Origin of the sequence: Paraburkholderia sediminicola, assembly GCF_046027825.1 — a bacterium.
GTDB lineage: Bacteria > Pseudomonadota > Gammaproteobacteria > Burkholderiales > Burkholderiaceae > Paraburkholderia > Paraburkholderia sediminicola_D.
In genome coordinates, this window is the sequence record NZ_JAQQDU010000042.1 from 53,555 (window position 1) to 72,822 (window position 19,268).

Annotated in this window: 13 protein-coding genes; 8 read left to right on the top strand and 5 right to left on the bottom strand. The window is 63.5% G+C overall.

The features are described from left to right. Positions 1-96: 96 nt before the first annotated feature. Both PQQ96_RS22595 and PQQ96_RS22600 read right to left on the bottom strand, forming a co-directional pair. Positions 97-1,374, bottom strand: a complete 1,278-nt coding sequence (locus PQQ96_RS22595) for a polyhydroxyalkanoate depolymerase (RefSeq protein ID WP_408296789.1) — start codon at positions 1,372-1,374, stop codon at positions 97-99. A gap of 179 nt (positions 1,375-1,553) precedes the next feature. Further along, a complete protein-coding gene (locus PQQ96_RS22600) occupies positions 1,554-3,434 on the bottom strand; it encodes a glycoside hydrolase family 15 protein (protein WP_408296792.1) in 1,881 nt (626 codons plus the stop codon). Between the two features lie 230 nt (positions 3,435-3,664). Between PQQ96_RS22600 and PQQ96_RS22605 the strand changes: the two genes are divergently transcribed. Then, positions 3,665-3,910, top strand: a complete 246-nt coding sequence (locus PQQ96_RS22605; protein WP_408296795.1) for a hypothetical protein — start codon at positions 3,665-3,667, stop codon at positions 3,908-3,910. Between the two features lie 237 nt (positions 3,911-4,147). Here PQQ96_RS22605 and PQQ96_RS22610 read toward each other — a convergent pair whose 3' ends face one another. Further along, on the bottom strand, positions 4,148-4,300 hold the full coding sequence (locus tag PQQ96_RS22610) for a DUF3096 domain-containing protein (protein ID WP_154559008.1): 153 nt from the start codon (positions 4,298-4,300) through the stop codon (positions 4,148-4,150). Positions 4,301-4,572: 272 nt separating this feature from the next. Here PQQ96_RS22610 and PQQ96_RS22615 point away from each other — a divergent pair, with 272 nt between their 5' ends. After that, positions 4,573-5,862: a lactonase family protein gene (locus PQQ96_RS22615; protein ID WP_408296798.1), complete on the top strand. Its 1,290-nt coding sequence runs from the start codon at positions 4,573-4,575 to the stop codon at positions 5,860-5,862. A 209-nt stretch (positions 5,863-6,071) separates the two neighbouring features. Here PQQ96_RS22615 and PQQ96_RS22625 read toward each other — a convergent pair whose 3' ends face one another. Beyond that, a complete protein-coding gene (locus tag PQQ96_RS22625) occupies positions 6,072-10,490 on the bottom strand; it encodes a DNA translocase FtsK (protein ID WP_494478205.1) in 4,419 nt (1,472 codons plus the stop codon). A gap of 159 nt (positions 10,491-10,649) precedes the next feature. Continuing rightward, positions 10,650-11,189: an META domain-containing protein gene (locus PQQ96_RS22630; RefSeq protein WP_408296800.1), complete on the bottom strand. Its 540-nt coding sequence runs from the start codon at positions 11,187-11,189 to the stop codon at positions 10,650-10,652. Positions 11,190-11,453: 264 nt separating this feature from the next. Here PQQ96_RS22630 and purT point away from each other — a divergent pair, with 264 nt between their 5' ends. From purT to PQQ96_RS22660, 6 genes are all read left to right on the top strand, one after another. After that, on the top strand, positions 11,454-12,668 hold the full coding sequence (purT, locus tag PQQ96_RS22635) for a formate-dependent phosphoribosylglycinamide formyltransferase (RefSeq protein WP_408296803.1): 1,215 nt from the start codon (positions 11,454-11,456) through the stop codon (positions 12,666-12,668). Positions 12,669-12,792: 124 nt separating this feature from the next. Beyond that, positions 12,793-13,005 (top strand): DUF6726 family protein, encoded by a 213-nt coding sequence (locus PQQ96_RS22640; protein WP_408296806.1) that lies wholly within the window; start codon positions 12,793-12,795, stop codon positions 13,003-13,005. Positions 13,006-13,143: 138 nt separating this feature from the next. Then, complete coding sequence (locus PQQ96_RS22645; RefSeq protein WP_408296809.1) at positions 13,144-13,512, top strand: MliC family protein; 369 nt, start codon at positions 13,144-13,146, stop codon at positions 13,510-13,512. Between the two features lie 268 nt (positions 13,513-13,780). Then, positions 13,781-15,433, top strand: coding sequence for an acetolactate synthase large subunit (locus PQQ96_RS22650; RefSeq protein ID WP_408296812.1), 1,653 nt, complete (start codon positions 13,781-13,783; stop codon positions 15,431-15,433). Positions 15,434-15,516: 83 nt separating this feature from the next. Then, positions 15,517-16,953, top strand: coding sequence for an aldehyde dehydrogenase family protein (locus PQQ96_RS22655; RefSeq protein WP_408296815.1), 1,437 nt, complete (start codon positions 15,517-15,519; stop codon positions 16,951-16,953). A gap of 446 nt (positions 16,954-17,399) precedes the next feature. Beyond that, a complete protein-coding gene (locus PQQ96_RS22660) occupies positions 17,400-18,893 on the top strand; it encodes a DEAD/DEAH box helicase (protein ID WP_408296817.1) in 1,494 nt (497 codons plus the stop codon). The last annotated feature ends 375 nt before the right edge of the window (positions 18,894-19,268 follow it).

The window sequence follows — 19,268 nt, forward strand, 5'->3', positions numbered from 1 at the left end:
CAGCGCTTCTACGGCATACGAAGCGTCATAAGACGCGTCAGAAACGACAACGGCCTCTGAAGAAGAGGCCGTTGTATATATCTGTGCGCGCGGTGCTTAGGCTTCGACTTTTTCCTTCGTTACCTTCGGCGCCTTATTGTGCTCGAGGATGAAGTCGCGCAGCTGCGGATAGATGATAGTGCGCCAGCGGCGGCCCGAGAAAATGCCATAGTGGCCGCATTTTTCCGCGGTGAAGTGGCGCTTGTTCTCTTCCGGAATGCCGCTGCACAACTCTTGCGCAGCGAACGTCTGCCCGTCGCCGGAGATATCGTCCAGCTCGCCTTCGATCGTGAAGAGCGCGGTCTTCCTGATGTCCTGCGGACGCACCCGTTCGCCGGCGACGTCCCACGTGCCTTCGGCCAGACGGAATTCCTGGAACACGACGCGAATCGTGTCGAGGTAATAGTCCGCGTCCATGTCGAGCACGGCGTTGTACTCGTCGTAGAAGCGGCGATGGGCTTCCGCGTCGTCTTCGTCACCGCGCAGGAGGCTCTGGTAGTAGTCCCAGTGCGAGGCTGCGTGCCGCTCCGGATTCATCGCGACGAAGCCGGTGTGTTGCAGGAAGCCCGGGTAAACCTTACGGCCCACGCCCGGATAGTTCGGCGGTACCGTGAAGATCACGTTATTTTCGAACCACTCATACGAGTGCTGCGTGGCGAGCGAGTTGACCGAGGTCGGACTCTTGCGCGCGTCGATCGGGCCGCCCATCATCGTCATGGTGCGCGGCGTGTCTTCGCCGCGGCTCGCCATCAGCGAAATGGCGGCGAGCACCGGGACGGTGGGCTGGCATACCGAGATCACGTGCAGATTCTTCGCGCCGATGTGGCGGATGAATTCCTGGATGTAGGCGATGTAATCGTCAAGATGAAACTCGCCGGCTTCGAGCGGCACCATGCGTGCGTCGATCCAGTCGGTCAGGTAGACCTTGTGGTCTTGCAGCAACGTGCGCACGGTATCGCGCAGCAGCGTGGCGTGGTGGCCTGACAACGGCGCGCACACCAGCACGATCGGCTCATCTTTCAATTGGGTGACAGCGTCGCTGTCGTCGGCGAATCGCTTGAAGCGCATCAGGCGGCAAAACGGTTTCTCGACAATCGTTTGTTCGATGATCGGAATGTTATGACCGTCTTTGACAATCTGATGAAGGTTGAACTCAGGCTTTTCGTAATCTTTGCCGAGCCGGTAGAGCAGTTCGTAACCGGCTGAAAGGCGCGTGGCACCGGGCACATAGGCCAAAGGGCTGGCGGGATTCGCGAAAGATTTCGACGCGGCCTGGGCCCAGGCGGTGAGGGGGCTCAACATCGCCCGCTGGAATTCGTGCAGTTGGTAGAGCATGGGTGCTCCGTTTAAGCGGTTCGCATGGGGCTTGGCAAACACGCGTGTGGCGTTGCGGCAGGCCGTATTGGTTGTGGGCACATTGATTTTCGGCCAACAGTCTGCTCGATCATACTGAACAAAGCGTACTTGTGCAATGCAGCAATTTGCGTGCGGGCTGCGCGCAAACTGTCATCAAATCATGGTACTGGCGATGTTGCCGTGCCGCTATCAGGGGTTGCCGCAGCATCAAGTTCTTGTGCCGCGGTGCCGTTATGCGGCGGCTGTCCGGTTGCCTGGGCCATCGCCTGTTCGTGCTTCATCAGGTTCAGACCGGTGTGCACCAGCGCCACATGTGAAAACGCCTGCGGGAAGTTGCCGACCAGGCGCTTGGCGGCCGGGTCGTACTCTTCCGCGAGCAGACCGACGTCATTGCAGAGGCCGAGCAGCCGTTCGTACATGGCGATGGCTTCATCCATGCGGCCCTGCAATGCCAGGTTGTCCACCATCCAGAACGAGCACGCGAGGAAGGTGCCCTCGCCAGGCGGCAGGCCGTCGTCATATTCTGTGGTGCGGTAGCGCATCACGAAACCGTCGTGCATCAGGTCCTTTTCGATTGCCGCCACCGTGCCCTTGACGCGCGGATCCGTCGGTGGGAGAAAGCCGACCAGCGGTATCAGCAGCACGCTCGCATCCAGCTGGTCGCTGCCGTAGGACTGGGAGAACGCGTTGAGCGCGGGATTCCATGCCTTGGCGCAGACTTCCGCGTGGATTGTCGCGCGGGTGGCGCGCCATTCATCGAGCGGGCCCTCCAGCTTGAACATGTCGGCCGACCGGATGGCGCGGTCGTAGGCGACCCACGCCATCACCTTCGAGAAGGTGAAGTGCTGGCGGCCGCCGCGCGTTTCCCAGATGCCTTCGTCCGGCTCTTGCCAGATCGTGTCGAGGTGGCCGAGCAACGCGCGCTGCACGTTCCACGCGGTGTCGTCCGCCTGCAGGCCGCCGACGCGCGCGAGATGCAGCGCGTTCATCACTTCGCCATAGACGTCGAGCTGGCGCTGGCCGACCGCGTTGTTGCCGATCCGTACGGGTTTGGCATCCTGATAGCCCGGCAGCCAGTCGATTTCGAACTCGGGCAGGCGCCGCTCGCCGGCGATCCCGTACATGATCTGCAACTGATCCGGCGCGCCGGCCATCACGCGGCCGAGCCAGGTGCGCCACGCACGCGCTTCGTCGTAATAGCCGCCGCGCATCATCGCCAGCAGCGTGATCGTGGCGTCGCGCAGCCAGCAGTAACGGTAGTCCCAGTTGCGCGTGCCGCCCAACTGTTCCGGAAGCGACGTGGTGGGTGCCGCGACGATGCCGCCGGTCGGCTCGTACGCCAGCGCCTTCAGCGTAATCAGGGAACGGCGGATCTGCGCGGCCCATTTGCCTTCGACGGTGCTGCGCGCCGACCATTCGAGCCAATGGTTCTCCGTGCGGGCGAGCGACGTGTGCGGATCACGCCCCGGCGGAATGCGCAGATGCGAGGCCGCGTAGGCCAGCGAAAACGGCACACGCTCACCTTCGCTCACGGTGAACTCGGCGACGGTCTTCATGTTCTCGCCGCGCAACTCGACCGGCGTGCGCAGCACCGCAGTGTCCGGGCCGACGATCGCCTTGATGCCGCTGTCGTGCTTCAGGCGATCGACCCACGGAATCGAAAACCCGTAATCGAAGCGCAGCACCAGTTCCATCTGCATACGCACCGTGCCGCGTTTGCCGACGACGATCCGCACCATCTCCGACCAGCCGTTGCCCGGCGGCATGAAATCGATCAGCGTGACCGCGCCTTCGGGCGTTTCGAAATCAGTTTCAAGGATGAGCGTTTCGCCGCGATAGCGGCGCGTAATTTTGGGCGGCGTATCCGAGACCGGCGAAATCAGCCAGCGGCCGTTGTCGGGTGTGCCGAGCAGGGCGGCGAAGCAGGCGCCGGAGTCGAAGCGCGGCCAGCAGAGCCAGTCGACCGAACCGTCGAGGGAAATGAGCGCAGCAGTGTGGCCGTCGCCGATCAGCGCATAGTCTTCGATGAGTGCGGGCATGGAGGATCGTGTCGGTTTTGCGCGAGGCGAAGGCCGCCGCGCTTGAGGTTGTTGTTATTACCGGACTCGCGTTATGCGCTTTGGTTCAGCACGCAATAAGGCAAAACGCGATTTGGTAATTGTCAAATCACTGCCTACAATCATTTTTCATGCCGACGCGCGGAGCGTTACGGATCATACGTCGGCCTTGCCCATGGCGCATGCAGACGCCGTTTTCGAGGACCCAAGCGATGCTGAACCCGTCGAAATCAGATTGCATCACGATTCTCTCCGCCGCTAGCGAACTGCCCGACGATTCGATGTTGTCGCTCGATTATGGCCGGCTGGGCCTGAGCCGCAACGGAATGCTGGCCGCGGCGGCGTTTCTGATCGAACGGGCCTGCTTCCGGCGTCATCAGGAGGGTGACGGCCATTATGCCGTCGGCGGATTGTCGTTGCAGGGGCGCTTGCGGCTGGATCAGCTTTCGAACGGCTGACTGTCCTCGGCTCGGGCTCGCGCCGCACGAGTTTGTCGTGCGGCGGCCTTAGGTGCGCGGCGAATCTGTCGTGCAGGCGTCGCTTCGCTTTGCGGTGCCACGTGTTGAACTGCCACAGCCGCTGCCCATACGCGGGTTCCCCGCGCGCCCCGTCGCATTCATGCGAGACGTTGCCGGGCCGGCCGTGCGCCCGGTCGTGCGTCCCGTGCTGCCTCCATGGCTGACTGCCGCCGCCGCTTAGAAGTGCGACGACCCCATGCCGAAGATCCCAATGATGCCGATGATGATCAGATAGAGCGCGACGATGTAGTTCAACAGGCGCGGCATGACGAGAATCAGAATGCCGGCGATCAACGAAACGAGCGGGCCCAGGCTGAGTGTGACGTTCATGAAGACTCCGTAGTGTGAGATGCGGTTGAACAGACGTCCCGCCAGGCGGGACAATTGCCAGGTATGCACGGGTATGCCGGCCAGCCGGGCGCGACCCGGCTGAAGCTGCTCAGCCGGATGCAGCCCGGCCGATCGCGGTCCGCCGGATTCGCTGCATGATTCGACGCAACGCTTTTATACTTGCCTCGATAAAATAATTCGACTGATTGCGCGGCAGACCAGAGACACCGTTACAACCGAATCAACCGAAAAACCGATGTCCAGGAGGTCATATGCTTCGTAGTCACCGGGCCGCCGTGCGCGCCGTTTCATCTCCATTGCCTTCTGCTCAGTCCACCTCATGGCGCGGCGGTCGGCCAGCTCCCCTGCGCTCCGCCCGCTCGATAATAAAAGGTTTCGTGCTCATGGTCTCGATTGTTGCTTCGCATGCGTTCGCGCAAGATGCAGGCCCGGCTCCGGCCGACGGCGTCTATGACATGCTGGTCGGCACTTACACCGGCGGCAAGAGCGAGGGGATCTACGTCTATCGCTTCGATACAAAGACGGGCGAAGCGACCCGCGTGTCGGTCGCGCAGACGGTCAACCCGTCGTACCTGGTGGTGAGCCGTGACCGCCGCTTCGTCTATGCGGTCAACGAATTGCCCGGCGACAACGGCCCGGCCACGCAACGCGGCGGCATCAGCGCGTTTCGCTTCGACGCCGCGAGCGGCCAACTGACCTTTCTCAACAAGGTCTCATCGGACGGCAATGACCCGTGCTATCTGAGTCTGTCGCCGGACGGCAAATATCTGCTGACCGCGAACTACTCGGTGGCGGCCGATCCGGGCGGCAGCTTCGCGGTGTTCCCATTGCAGGCGGACGGCCAGGTGGGCGCGTCCGTGCTCACGGTGCACCATGAAGGCGGCGGTCCGGTGAAAGGACGTCAGGACAACTCGCACGTTCATTCCACCGTGTTCTCGCCGGACGGTCACTACCTGTTCGCCCAGGACCTGGGCGCCGACAAGCTGTACTCGTACCGCTACACGCCGGACGGCAGCCGCGGCCTGTTCGGTCCGACCGACTGGCGTTACACCCAGGAGAAAGCAGGCACGGGCCCGCGTCACCTGGTGTTCGGCGCGGATGGCAAGCATGCGTATCTGACGAGCGAACTGGCCGGCACGGTCAGCACCTTTAACTACAACGACGGCAAGCTCACGCAGGTGCAAACGATCTCGCTGGCCGAGCCGGGCTTCAAGGGAGCGGTGGGCGCCGCGGCCATTCACCTGTCGCCGGACGGGCGCTTCCTGTACGCCTCCAATCGCGGCGATGCGAACGATATCGTGATCTTCTCGGTCGACCCGGCCAACGGTCATCTGAAGAAGATCGGGCATCAGTCGAGCCTCGGCAAGTCGCCACGCGAATTCGCGATCGACCCGACCGGCAATTGGCTGATCGTCGGCAATCAGAATAGCGGCACGGTGTATGTGTTCAAGCGCGATCAGCAGAGCGGCTTGCTCGAAGCGAATCCGAAGCGCATCGAGATCGATTCGCCGGTGGACTTCAAGCTGGTGTCGCCGTCGTGAGGCGGGCGGCGCGCGATATGCACATGGGTCAGGTTGCGTTCAGCGCTCGACTTGAATACGAGCAGGCATCCGTTCGACGTGTGATGCGGATGCGGGTAGGCATTCGTTGGCTGAGCCTGATCTGAATATCGCGTTGCATAAAAAACGGGTCGCTTTGAGCGACCCGTTTTTTTGTCCGGCTTGGGTTGGCGGCTACGGGCCCGTCCCGTTCATTCCGCCGGTCCCGGCGCGAGCACTTCGCGACTGCCGTTGATGCCCATTGCCGACACCAGGCCCGCTGTCTCCATCTGCTCGACGAGACGCGCCGCGCGGTTATAACCGATGCGCAATTGCCGCTGCACTGACGAGATCGACGCGCGCCGCGTGCGCACCACGAAGGCGACGGCTTCGTCGTAAAGCGGATCGGCTTCGGCTTCCGGTGTGTCGCCGAACAGGTCGGGCGACGCGCCTTCGGTGGCCGGCCCGTCAAGAATGCCTTCTTCGTATTGCGGTTCGCCAAACTGCTTCAGATACTCGACGATCCGGTGCACTTCCTCGTCGGCGACGAATGCGCCGTGCACGCGCTGCGGGTAACCCGTGCCCGGCGGCAGGAACAGCATATCGCCCTGGCCGAGCAGCGATTCGGCGCCCATCTGATCGAGAATCGTGCGCGAGTCGATTTTCGAGGACACCTGGAACGCCACGCGCGTCGGAATGTTCGCCTTGATGAGCCCGGTGATCACGTCCACGGACGGACGCTGCGTCGCCAGAATCAGGTGGATGCCGGCGGCGCGTGCCTTCTGCGCGAGACGCGCGATCAGCTCTTCGATCTTCTTGCCCGCGACCATCATCAGGTCGGCCAGCTCGTCGATCACCACCACGATCAGTGGCAGCGGCGCGAGCGGTTCGGGGGCTTCTGGCGTCAGCGAGAACGGGTTGCCGAGCTTCTTGCCCTTGGCTTCCGTATCGCGGATCTTCTGGTTGAAGCCGGCCAGGTTGCGCACGCCGACTGCGGACATAAGCCGATAGCGCTTTTCCATTTCGCCGACACACCAGTTCAGCGCGTTGGCCGCCAGCTTCATATCGGTGACGACCGGCGCGAGCAGATGCGGAATGCCTTCGTACACCGACAGTTCCAGCATCTTCGGGTCGATCATGATGAGCCGCACTTCCTCGGGCGTCGCCTTGAAGAGCAGCGAGCAGATCATGGCGTTGATCGCCACGGACTTGCCCGAACCCGTCGTGCCCGCGACCAGCATGTGCGGCGCCTTCGCCAGATCGGCGACCACCGGATGGCCGGTGATGTCCTTGCCCATCGCCAGCGTCAACTGCGAATGCGAATTCTGGTAGACGCTTGCTTCGATGATTTCGGACAGGCGAATCGTCTGCCGCTTGGCATTCGGCAGTTCGAGGCCCATGCAGGTCTTGCCCGGAATCGTCTCGACCACGCGGATCGACGTGAGGCCGAGGCCGCGCGACAAGTCCTTCATCAGGCCGACGATCTGACTGCCGCGCACACCGAGTGCCGGCTCGACTTCGAAGCGCGTGATGACCGGGCCTGCCGAATGGCCGACCACGGTGACCGGCACCTTGAATTCCTGCAGACGCTGCTCGATCAGCAGGCCGGTTTCGATGAGTTTTTCTTCTGAAACGGGTTCGACATCGGTATCGGCGAGCGCGAGCAGGTCGAGGGTCGGCAATTCGACCATCGATGCCGCGGGCGCGCGGAACTCGAAGCCGTTGGCCGGGCTGTGGCCGCGCAGCGGCGTGCGCTGGACGGCGGGTTCGGTAGGTTCGGCGGGCTCTGTGGGCTCGGTCGACGGTTCGGTTGCGAAATGGACGGCAGCAGGTCCGGTTGGGGTGATGGGGCTGCTCGGCGTTTCCTGCGCTTCCCGCGTTGCTGGCGCGATCGGCGCATAAGCCAGCCCAGCGGCGGCTTCGTCGACGACGGTGGCAGAGGCCACCGGTGCGGCCTGAACCGCGACGCCTGGGAAGCGAACCACATTCGACGCATACGATGCGGCGTTTTGCGGTTGTGCTGCTGCGGCGACCGTCGAAGCGTTCGACGCGGCTGACGAGTTCAAATCGTCGGATACGTCGGATACGCCCGATACGCCCGATACGCCCGATACGCCCGATACGCCCGATACGCCCGGTAGGGCAGGGGCGTCCACCGTTTCCGCTTCGACTGACGTGGGCGCTTCGCTCGCGCTTGCGACGTGCCATGGCGGGGTGGCGTGATGCATCGCCACGGGCGTCGCGGTGTGCGCTTGCGTGGGAGTGATCTGCGCAATGTGCGTCGGCGCGTCCTGCGACGGTGCGGCAGCCGGGTTGGACGACGGTACTTCTTCTGCGCGCATTTCGCTAACGTGTGCTACTGCCGCTGTATCAGCAGTGATAGTCCCATTCGACGCCGCAATCTGTGAATAGGCTGCAGGCTGATCAAACGGCTGTCCTTGCCCAGTGCCCAAAGTGTCACCATCCGCTGCTTCTGCGGGAATGGCGATGTTGGCGACATGCGCTGCCGCCACCTGCGACGGCACCGCATGGCTGATCGGTTGCTCGCGTTCAGCGGGTGCGTTTGCATCGCTGTCGCTCTGATTCGCAAATTGCGTCGGTTCATCGTCAACGAATGACGACACATCCGTCTGCGCGTCGCTCGCCTGCAACTGGGCCGCGAAGATCTGAAACGGCGTGGGGGTGGGCACCGGCGCCGCATACTGCGAGGCTGGTGCTGGTGCTGGTGCTGGTGCTGGTGCTGGTGCTGGTGCTGGTACGTATGCCGATGCCGGCACCTCCGCCGCTGCCGGTAGCTCAGCCGGTGCGGATGCTTCCGCTTGTGTCGACGCCACTGCGGGTCGTGTCTCCGCTTGCGCGGATGCTTCCGCTTGTGTCGACGCCGGTGCGGGTCGTGTCTCCGCGTGCGCCGATACTTCCGCTTGTGTCGATGCCAATGCGGACGCGGCTGTGGCTGCCGTGCCCAACGGTGTCTGGATAAGCGGCGGTTCAATCGGCCACTGCACGACGGGTTCGGTGTTGTCCTCGATCAGCACCTCGGATGCCGCTTCGACCCGCGGCGCCGCTACTGGCGACTGCGGCGGCGAAGGCTCCGGCGCAGCCACGGCTACATCCTGCAAAGGCGCGCTAACGTTTGGCGCCGCCGCAATTTCAACTTCGCTTGCACGCGACGAAGCCACACCCGCTTGCCCGGCCTCGACCAGCGGCTCCGGGCTCAACGAATTCGTCGTGACCATCGCGTTTTCCCCGCCGCTGCTGCGCGCGAGGCTGACGCCGGCGATGTCGGTCCAGCGCGCGGCGTTTTCCGCGATGCTGCGAAGCGTCTCCTGGACACTGGCGGGCGGCGTGACCTTGTGCTCGGTGGCCATCGGCCGGGTATAGCTCGGTGCTGGTGCGCTGAACGAGGCTGGACGCCGCGTTGTCTGCGCCGGCGTGTTGTTGGGGTTCGCGCGCGGAGCGGGCGAGAGCGGCTGCTGGGCGGTCGTGGAGCGGCTTCCTTGCGTGCCTCCACGGGCTGCTGAACCCTGCAACGGCGACGGACGGCCTGCGCCGGCCGCGGCGTTCGTCGCCGTTCCGGGAGCCAAACCTGAGGCCATCCGCGCCGCCATGGTGGGCGCTGATTGCGCTGCTGCAGCCGGAACAGCGACTGCAGCCGCCAGCCCGGCCATACCCGCCATGCCCGGGCCGGCCGCCAACGGTCCTACCGGACGTTGCTCGCCAGCCGAGCGCCGACCAACTTGCGATGCGCCATCGCGGGCCGGATTCGCTGTCGTTCCTGATCCCGCCGTCGAACCAACTGCGGATGCAGGCGCGCGCGGCGCCGTGGCCGGATCGCGCAACCATCCGGCCGGCGCAACCGGTTCGGCCGGCATCCATGCTGCCTTGTCCGCGTTCAGCGAGTGTGTCTGGGTTGGCGTCTGTGCCTGGATCGGCGCTTGCCGCGGCGTCTGGCGCAGCGGCGTTGCGGCAGAGGTGCGCAGTACCGGCTCTGCCTGCGTGGCCTGGCTACGCGTCTTCACTGGGCCGGCGCGCCAGCTCGCCCCGGCGCCACGCGCCGCTGCGTCCTTGGCAGCCGCAGCACCCGCCGCGCCAGCGCCCGCACTTGCGCCGCGGCCACTTGCCGGCGGCCGCCAGACGGTCGGGCGCGCATAACGCCCATTGCTTTTAGGCGCCATCGTATTGGTGGACGGCGATAGGTGCGACGGCAAACCGTCATCGACGCTGCGATGGCGGCGCGCTTCCTCGTCGCGTTTGGCGAGGCCGCGCGACAGGCCGAGGCCGAATGCCCCGTCGGCCCACACGGCGACGTCGCTCCAGCGGAAGTCGATCAGCCAGGGCAGGCTGATCACGAACAGGGAGAGCGCCGCGAGTGGCGTGCCGATATGCCCGAGCAGATGACCGAAGCCCGCCGCCAGCGCATGGCCGAGACCATTCACACCGGCCGCGCCGATCAGCGACGCCTCCAGCGTGCAGCTCGCCACCATCACGCAGACGAAGCCGAGCCAAAGACGGATCGTGCCGGGGCCGCGCAAACCTGCGCCGCCTGGCAGCACCGACTTCACGAGGCGCCACAAAAGAGGAATAAACCAGACGGCTGACCCGCCGAACCAGCCGAAAACTACCGTGTGCATACTGGACATCAACGAATGACGGACGCGCAAAAACGCAATCCGTCGAGTTTAACCGGCGAAGCCCGATGCTTCGAAGGCAGACGCAAGTATGCCTGCGTCAAATGGGAAAACAGTCCGGCTTATCGCCGGACTGATCGATCTGACCGATCCGCGTACCTGTCACTTGGCGCTGCTGTCGAAAGTCAGCGTGTCGCCGTTATCGAGCACCAGTTGCATCTGCTGCGGCGCGCGCATCTGCACACCGGTGCGGTCGATGTGCGTCAGCGCGTCGAGATACGAGCCTTCGATCTGTCCACCCGGCGTCGCGCACGCCATGCGCGTGCCGCCCAGGGTGCCGAAGCTCAGCTTGCCGTCTTTCAGCGCATACGAGCCCATGTAGCGGTTGCAACCGGAAAAGCCGCTGGCGTGGCGCAGGCCTTTGTCGGTGGAGAGCACAAGCGTGATCGGCGCGCCCTGATCGGCGGACGGAATCGCTCGCGTCGTGCCATCGGCCTGTTTCCAGCCGGTGAGTACCCAACTGGTGTTGTCGAGCAACTGGGTGGCGGCCGGGTTGAACGGATCGGGCGGTGCGGCTTCCGAGTCGGGATGCTTCGGCATGGCGCACGCGCTGCATAGCGCGGCGACGCTCAACGCGGCGATGGCCGTGCGCGCATAGGGGATGAAGCGCGCAACACGTCGCGCGGAGGAGCTTTGGAGCATGACGTCGTTCCTCTTCAAACTGGCGAAGGCGTAAGGGTAACGCACTAAGCTCGCCGCACGCGAGCGCAACGGCGTGCAGCGGACTCAAACGTTGGCGCAGCAGCGCCCTCTGCGCGCCTTACGCACAGATAGCAACGCGCACCCGGCGAGCGAGGCGCGGCGCGGAGCCTGCGACATCGGCGCAACGGGTGCGGTGCGGGGTGCGCATGTTAACATCGTGTTCTACCCAATCCCACCCTCATCCGACTTTTATCTGGAGACCCCATGCAGATCGGCCAACGGATCGGCACGCCCCTTTCTGAATCCGCCACGCGCGTCATGTTGCTCGGCGCCGGCGAGCTCGGCAAGGAAGTGATCATCGCGCTGCAACGGCTGGGCGTCGAAGTGATCGCGGTCGACCGTTATCCGAACGCGCCGGGCCATCAGGTTGCGCATCGCTCGCACGTGATCGATATGACCGACCGGGCCGCCTTGCGCGCACTGGTCGAACAGGAACGCCCGCACCTGATCGTCCCCGAAATCGAGGCGATCGCAACCGACGCGCTCGCCGCGATTGAAGCCGACGGTCTCGCCGAAGTGATCCCGACCGCGCGCGCCACGCAACTCACGATGAACCGCGAAGGCATCCGCCGTCTGGCCGCTGAAGAACTCGGCCTGCCGACCTCGCCGTACGCGTTCGCCGATTCGCTCGAGGAACTGCGCGCGGGCATCGCCAAGGTCGGCTATCCGTGCGTCGTGAAGCCCGTGATGTCGTCGTCGGGCAAGGGGCAGTCGGTGTTGAAGAGCGATGCGGACGTCGAACCCGCCTGGCAATACGCAATGGCGGGCGGCCGCGTGAATCACGGTCGCGTGATCGTCGAAGGCTTTATCGACTTCGAGTACGAAATCACGCAGTTGACCGTGCGCGCGATCGATCCGGCGAGCGGCGAAGTCAGCACGTATTTCTGCGACCCGATCGGCCATGTGCAGGTGGCGGGCGACTACGTCGAATCGTGGCAACCGCAACCGATGAGCCCGCTCGCGCTGGAACGCTCGCGCGAAGTGGCGCACAAGGTCACTGCGGCATTGGGCGGCAGGGGCCTGTTCGGCGTGGAACTTTTCGTGCGCGGCGATGACGTATGGTTTTCGGAGGTGAGTCCGCGTCCGCACGATACGGGTCTGGTCACGTTGTGCTCGCAACGCTTCTCGGAGTTCGAACTGCATGCGCGCGCGATTCTCGGCTTGCCGGTGGATACGTCACTGCGGGCGCCGGGCGCGTCGGCGGTGATTTACGGCGGTCTGGAGGAAGCAGGTATCGCGTTCGAAGGTGTCGCGGCGGCGTTGGCCGTGCCGAATGCGGATCTGCGTCTTTTCGGCAAGCCGGAGAGCTTCGTCAAGCGCCGCATGGGCGTGGCGCTGGCCACCGGCGAGAACATCGAGGAGGCCCGCTCGCGCGCGAAGCAGGCCGCGGCGGCCGTGCGGCCGGTTTCCACAAAGTAACGCGCGTCGGCGAGCGCCTGGCCTTACCGGCGCGCGTCGATGTGCCATGAAGTCATCGCGCGCCTCGCCCGCTCGCTGCGCGCGAAACCCGATTCATTGAAGTTCGTTGAAGTTAGAGGTATGCATGACCCTGGAATCCCGCAAGATCATGCGGCTTGGAAGGTTGGGCCGTTTCGGCGCAATCGGCGTGCTGCTCGCGCTGTGTGCCGGGATGACAGGGTGCGGTCTTGCCGCTGCACCGTGCCGGGTCGCATCGGCCGGCTTGAAGATCGTGCCGCTGGTCGGGCACGTGGCCGCCGCGCCGACCGACGCGTGCGCCAACGTGATCGATCCATAAGCGTTCCCCGGCCGGCTCACGATGGGGCCGCCGCAAGCGTTCCGGACGCGCAACATAGCCGGAATTGCAGCGGTGAGCACAGCCGTAGCGCAAGGCGCACCGCCCGTGCTTGATGTGCAACAACGATCGAGGCATCCAATGAAGAAATGGCTTGTTGCAGTCACTGCGGTAGCGGGTTTTGCGGCGCTATACGGCAATGCATGGGCCGAACCATTGCGCCTCGCCGAGATTCAGGCCAAGAATCGTCAGACGCACAAATACACCTGCGCCACCGGCAAGATTCTGCAAGTGACTTACTGGAACACGGCGAACGGCCAGAGCTTCGCGCTCGTGCCTGTCAAGGGCCAGCAACTGCTGTTCGTCAACACGATGTCGGCCTCCGGCGTGAAGTATCAGGCCGGCAGCTACACCTGGTGGACCAAAGGCCCGCGCGCCGACCTGTACGACGCGACGGACGGCGAAAACGCTCCGCCGATGCTGTCCGACTGCATCACCATCAATCGGTGAGCATGATGCGGCGGTTTTCTTCAAACACGCCGCCTGCCTCACCTTGCCGTTGCCTCTGTCTTGCGGCGCTGCCCGCCTGCGCGCATCTTTTTCGTTCGAGTAGTAAGCTGTCCGGCGTGGCATCCGCTATGTCGCGCTATCTCGTCATGGCATGCCGCACGCCGTTCGCGTCGCGTTGGCCGTCTTTGTCGTCGTCTTCGATTGTCCGTGACCGGACCTCAACGGGTGGGCTTATGGCCCATGTCCGTTTCATCAAGCGAGACCCTCCATGAAAGCATCGGACCTGTTCGTCAAATCGCTGGAAGCCGAAGGTGTCGAGTACGTGTTCGGCATCCCCGGTGAAGAAAATCTCGATCTGCTCGAATCGCTGCGCCGCTCGAAAATTCGCCTGATTCTCACGCGTCACGAACAGGCTGCCGGTTTCATGGCCGCCACGTATGGGCGTCTGACCGGACGCACCGGTGTCTGTCTGGCCACCCTCGGGCCGGGTGCGACCAACTTCGTGACCGCCGCGGCGTATGCCCAGCTGGGCGGCATGCCGATGCTGATGGTGACTGGACAAAAGCCGATCAAGTCGAGCAAGCAGGGCCATTTTCAGATCGTCGACGTGGTGCGGATGATGGAGCCGCTCACCAAGTACACGCGGCAGATCGTATCGATCGCCAATATTCCGGCCGCGGTGCGCGAGGCGGTCCGTCAGGCAGAAGAAGAGCGGCCCGGCGCCGTGCACCTCGAATTGCCTGAAGACGTTGCGCACGAGGAGGGCGACGGCCACCCGATTCCGAAGAGCTTTAGTCGCCGTCCGATCGCCGAAGAAAAGGCCGTGGCGCGTGCGGTGGAGGCGATCACGAAGGCGAAGCACCCCTTGCTGATGATCGGTGCGGGTGGCAACCGCAAGACCACCACCAAGATGTTGCGGGAATTCGTCGACCAGATCGGCATTCCGTTCTTTACGACGCAAATGGGCAAGGGTGTGATCGATGAATCCCACCCGATGTGGCTAGGCAACGCCACCTTGTCCGACGGCGACTTCGTGCACCGCGCGATCGACCACGCGGATTGCATCATTAATGTCGGCCACGACGTGATCGAGAAGCCGCCGTTCTTCATGCGCAGCGGCGACGCCGGCGAGAAGACGGTGATTCACGTCAACTTTCTCGGCGCGGAAGTCGATACAGTGTATTTCCCGCAGATCGAGGTGGTCGGCGATATCGCCAATGCGGTGTGGCAGCTCAAGGAAAGCCTCAAGGAGCGCCAGGAACATTGGGATTTCACGCGCTTCAAGGAGATCAAGCAGCACTTCGAAGCGCATCTGGTCAAAGGCCAGCTCGACGACCGTTTCCCGATGTACCCGGTGCGGATCGTCAACGACGTCTACGAGACTACGCCGGTGGACGGCATCGTGTGTCTGGACAACGGCATGTACAAAATCTGGTTCGCGCGCTACTACCGCGCGCACGAACCGAATTCGCTGTTGCTCGATAACGCGTTGGCGTCGATGGGCGCTGGGTTGCCGTCGGCGATTGCGACCAAAATCGTGCACCCGGACCGCAAGGTCATGGCGGTGTGCGGCGACGGCGGTTTCATGATGAATTCGCAGGAGCTGGAAACGGCAGTGCGGCTGAAGCTCGATCTGGTGGTCCTGATTTTGCGCGACGACGCGTTCGGCATGATCCGCTGGAAGCAGGAAAACATGAACTTCCCGGACTACGGCATGACGCTGCGCAACCCGGATTTCGTCGCGTATGCAGAGAGTTACGGCGCGAAGGGGCATCGCATCGAATCTGCCGCGGAATTCGCACCGCTGCTGCGCGAATGCTTCGCCACGCCCGGCGTGCATGTGATCGATCTGCCGATCGACTACTCGGACAACGAGCGCGTGCTGAATCGCGAGATCAAGCGGCTCTCCGCACAACTATGAGTGGGGCGGCAACGCGGGGCAACAGGCCATAGCCCTTGCTGATTGATTGCTTCTGTCAGACCTTGGATCAAGGAGAACGCGTCATGTTGAACAAGACTTACCCGTACTACCTCGCCAACGTTGCGGTTGCCGCCAACACCGATCTCGAAGTCACGGATAAATTCAGCGGCGAAGTGGCGACCCGCGTGGCGATGGCGGACGCGGCGGCGATCGACAAAGCGATCGGCTATGCCGTCGAGGCGATGCCGGCGATGCGTGCATTTCCGCCGTTCAAACGCCAGGCTGTGCTCGAACATTGCGTGAAGCGTTTTCGCGAGCGTTACGACGAACTGGCGCTCGCGCTGTGTATCGAAGCCGGCAAGCCGATCAACGATTCGAGAGGCGAGGTCACGCGTCTGATCGATACGTTCAAGGTGGCGGCGGAAGAGTCGGTGCGCATCGACGGCGAGATCATCAATCTGGAGATTTCGCCGCGGGCCAAGGGCTACCACGGCTATATCAAGCGTGTGCCGATCGGTCCGTGCTCGTTCATCTCACCGTTCAATTTTCCGCTGAACCTGACCGCGCACAAGGTCGCGCCGGCGATCGCTGCGGGCGTGCCGTTCGTGTTGAAACCCGCGAGCCGCACGCCGGTCGGCGCGCTCATCATGGGCGAGATTCTGGCTGAAACCGACTTGCCGAAAGGCGCATTCTCGGTTCTCCCGGCGCATCGCGACGGCGCCGATCTGTTCACCACCGATGAGCGTTTCAAGCTGCTTTCCTTTACCGGGTCACCGGCGGTGGGTTGGGAGCTCAAGAAGAAGGCCGGCAAGAAGAAGGTGATTCTGGAGCTGGGCGGCAACGCGGCGGCGATCGTCGACGGCGATCAGGGTGAGAAGCTCGATTACGTGGTCGACCGGCTGGCGTTCGGCGCGTTCTATCAGTCGGGGCAGAGTTGCATCGGCGTGCAGCGGATTCTGGTGCACGCGAAGATTTACGATGCGCTGCGCGAGAAGCTGATTGCCAAGACCCGGTCGCTCATCATGGGCGATCCGAAGGACGAAAAGACCTTTGTCGGGCCGATGATCTCCGAATCTGAGTCCAAACGTCTCGCCGGCTGGATGGACAGCGCGGTGCAGGCAGGCGCGAAGATCGTCGCGGGCGGCAAGGTCGAGGGTGCGATGTTCGAGGCCACGCTGCTCGAAAGCGTGAAGCGCGACACTGATCTATATCGCAAAGAGGCCTTTGGCCCGGTGGCGATTCTGGAGCGTTTCGATGATTTCGACGCCGCGCTGGCCACTGTTAACGACAGCGACTTCGGCCTGCAGGCCGGCGTGTTCACCGATTCGCTCGCCCATGCGCACCGCGCGTGGGATGTGCTCGACGTGGGCGGCGTGGTGATCAACGACGTGCCGTCGTTCCGTGTCGACAACATGCCGTATGGCGGCGTGAAAGATTCCGGACTGGGGCGCGAGGGCGTGCGCTACGCGATCGAGGATATGACCGAGATGCGTTTGATGGTGATGCGCGAGACGTGGTGATGCGTGCTTGTGCTGGTTGAGACGTTTGATGTGGCCCCGCGCCTCTGCGCCTCGGTGGTCCGGCCCCCCGAGCCGTTTCCGGGGTCCGGCGGCGCGGGCGGGGAAGCGGCCGCTGTCACGTAACTGTCGTGGAGGCGAACTACGCTGCCAGCGAGGCACGCGGGCGCTTTGCGACGATTTTCCGACGCCCGCCCCCAGGCTTTGCCGGCCGGCTTTCGCCGACGTAAGCAGAAAGCCGGCAGATGCGCCATGAGTGTTTTTGCTGAAGTGCTACAATACCGGCCTTTCCGGCGGGTGTTTCCGCCGGCCGGAGCCGGCCGCATTTTTCCCGTAACACTGACGGGTCCCGTGCGGAACGCCGTGGCTCCGCCTTCATCCTGATGCCCTCTGCGGTTCCGGCCGCTGCCGCGCGCACCGCGCCAAGCGCATTTTTAGCGAAAGCCACCATGTCCGACACAGCCGTCACGCCCAGTACTGCGACTTTTGATCAATTCGGTCTCGCGCCCGACATCCTGAAAGCCGTCAAAGAATCGGGCTACACCATCCCTACGCCGATCCAGGAGCAGGCGATTCCCGTCGTGCTGGCCGGCCGTGACATGATGGGCGCCGCGCAAACCGGCACCGGCAAGACTGCGAGCTTTTCGCTGCCGATCATCCAGCGTCTGCTGCCGCAGGCCAGCACGAGCGCATCGCCCGCCCGCCATCCGGTGCGCGCGCTGATCCTCACGCCGACCCGCGAACTGGCCGACCAGGTGGCGGCGAACGTGCAGTCGTATGCGAAGCACACGGCGCTGCGCAGCGCTGTGGTGTTCGGCGGTGTCGACATGAATCCACAGTCCGAGCAATTGCGCCGCGGCGTCGAAATTCTGATTGCCACGCCGGGCCGTCTGCTTGATCACGTGCAACAGAAGACCGCCAATCTCGGCCAGGTGCAGATCCTCGTGCTCGACGAAGCCGACCGGATGCTCGACATGGGCTTCCTGCCGGATCTGCAGCGCATCCTGAACCTGCTGCCGAAGGAGCGTCAGACGCTGCTGTTTTCGGCCACGTTCTCGGGCGAAATCAAGAAACTTGCCGCCACTTATCTGCGCGATCCGCAGACGATCGAAGTCGCGCGCAGCAATTCGACTGCGACCAATGTGACGCAGATCGTTTATGAAGTTGCCGAGGGCGACAAGACCGCCGCTGTTGTTAAATTGATTCGCGACCGCGGCCTCAAGCAGGTCATCGTCTTCTGTAACAGCAAGATCGGCGCGAGCCGGCTGGCGCGCAGCCTTGAGCGCGACGGCGTGGTCGCCACGGCGATTCACGGTGACCGGACGCAGAATGAGCGGATGCAGGCTCTGGATGCGTTCAAGCGTGGTGAGATCGAGGCTTTGGTGGCGACTGACGTCGCTGCGCGTGGTTTGGATATTGCCGAGTTGCCGGCCGTGATCAATTTTGATCTGCCGTTCAATGCGGAAGATTATGTGCATCGGATTGGGCGTACTGGGCGTGCTGGGGCTTCTGGTGATGCGTTGTCGCTTTGTAGCCCGAATGAGCGGAAGCAGCTTGCTGATATCGAGAAGCTGATCAAGCGGCCTTTGGATGTGCAGCATCTGACCGTGGATGCGCCGGTGCGGCATCACCATGAAGAGCGTCCGCCGCGGCGTGAACGCGTGGATGGCCGCGCAGAGGGCCGCGAGGAGCGCGGCGCTCGCCGGCGTCCGGGGGCTTCGGGTTCGAGTTCGTTTGATCGGCCGCATCATCATCGTGCGCAGCCTGTGGATGATTTCTTCCTTAAGCCTTATGAGCCTTCGGCGGCTTCTGTTCGGAAGGTTGAGGAGGCTGCTGCTTCGTCTGCTGCTGCTCCGCAGAAGTCTTCGTCCAAGCAGCCGTTGGCTGCGTTGCTGGGTGGGTTTGGGATGCCGAGGAAATCGCCTTCGTCGTCGTCTTCCTGATTTTTGGTTTTTGGTTTTTGGTTGTGTGCCTGGGGTGTTGGCCTTTTCTTGAATTCTTAGTGGTCTATTAGCGTTGCCCCTGTGCGGGGCGGCACTTACTTTCTTTGCCGCCGCAAAGAAAGATAAGCAAAGAAAGCGGCTCACCCCGCCAGCTTATAAGCGGGGCCCCCGCGCAGTCGCGGTAGTGGTGCATCTGGAATCTGTGTTCTCGCACATTCCACCCCCGTGACAAAGCAGTCATTCTTCCGGCGGCGCTGCGCGCGCCGTCGCGGTACTTCATCAAACCCTCGCCCCTCTCCGATCGTTCGATCGAGCAGACACCTCGAACGCCTTAGTGGGGCTATCGTGCTGACGGCTACGGCTACGGCTACGGCT

Bases quoted from the DNA above. Each gene is read 5' to 3' on its own strand.
- PQQ96_RS22610 (WP_154559008.1), bottom strand. From the start codon at position 4,300: ATGAACGTCACACTCAGCCTGGGCCCGCTCGTTTCGTTGATCGCCGGC.
- PQQ96_RS22660 (WP_408296817.1), top strand. From the start codon at position 17,400: ATGTCCGACACAGCCGTCACGCCCAGTACTGCGACTTTTGATCAATTC.
- PQQ96_RS22605 (WP_408296795.1), top strand. From the start codon at position 3,665: ATGCTGAACCCGTCGAAATCAGATTGCATCACGATTCTCTCCGCCGCT.
- PQQ96_RS22645 (WP_408296809.1), top strand. From the start codon at position 13,144: ATGAAGAAATGGCTTGTTGCAGTCACTGCGGTAGCGGGTTTTGCGGCG.
- PQQ96_RS22655 (WP_408296815.1), top strand. From the start codon at position 15,517: ATGTTGAACAAGACTTACCCGTACTACCTCGCCAACGTTGCGGTTGCC.
- purT (WP_408296803.1), top strand. From the start codon at position 11,454: ATGCAGATCGGCCAACGGATCGGCACGCCCCTTTCTGAATCCGCCACG.
- PQQ96_RS22625 (WP_494478205.1), bottom strand. From the start codon at position 10,490: ATGCACACGGTAGTTTTCGGCTGGTTCGGCGGGTCAGCCGTCTGGTTT.
- PQQ96_RS22650 (WP_408296812.1), top strand. From the start codon at position 13,781: ATGAAAGCATCGGACCTGTTCGTCAAATCGCTGGAAGCCGAAGGTGTC.
- PQQ96_RS22600 (WP_408296792.1), bottom strand. From the start codon at position 3,434: ATGCCCGCACTCATCGAAGACTATGCGCTGATCGGCGACGGCCACACT.
- PQQ96_RS22630 (WP_408296800.1), bottom strand. From the start codon at position 11,189: ATGCTCCAAAGCTCCTCCGCGCGACGTGTTGCGCGCTTCATCCCCTAT.
- PQQ96_RS22640 (WP_408296806.1), top strand. From the start codon at position 12,793: ATGACCCTGGAATCCCGCAAGATCATGCGGCTTGGAAGGTTGGGCCGT.
- PQQ96_RS22595 (WP_408296789.1), bottom strand. From the start codon at position 1,374: ATGCTCTACCAACTGCACGAATTCCAGCGGGCGATGTTGAGCCCCCTC.
- PQQ96_RS22615 (WP_408296798.1), top strand. From the start codon at position 4,573: ATGCTTCGTAGTCACCGGGCCGCCGTGCGCGCCGTTTCATCTCCATTG.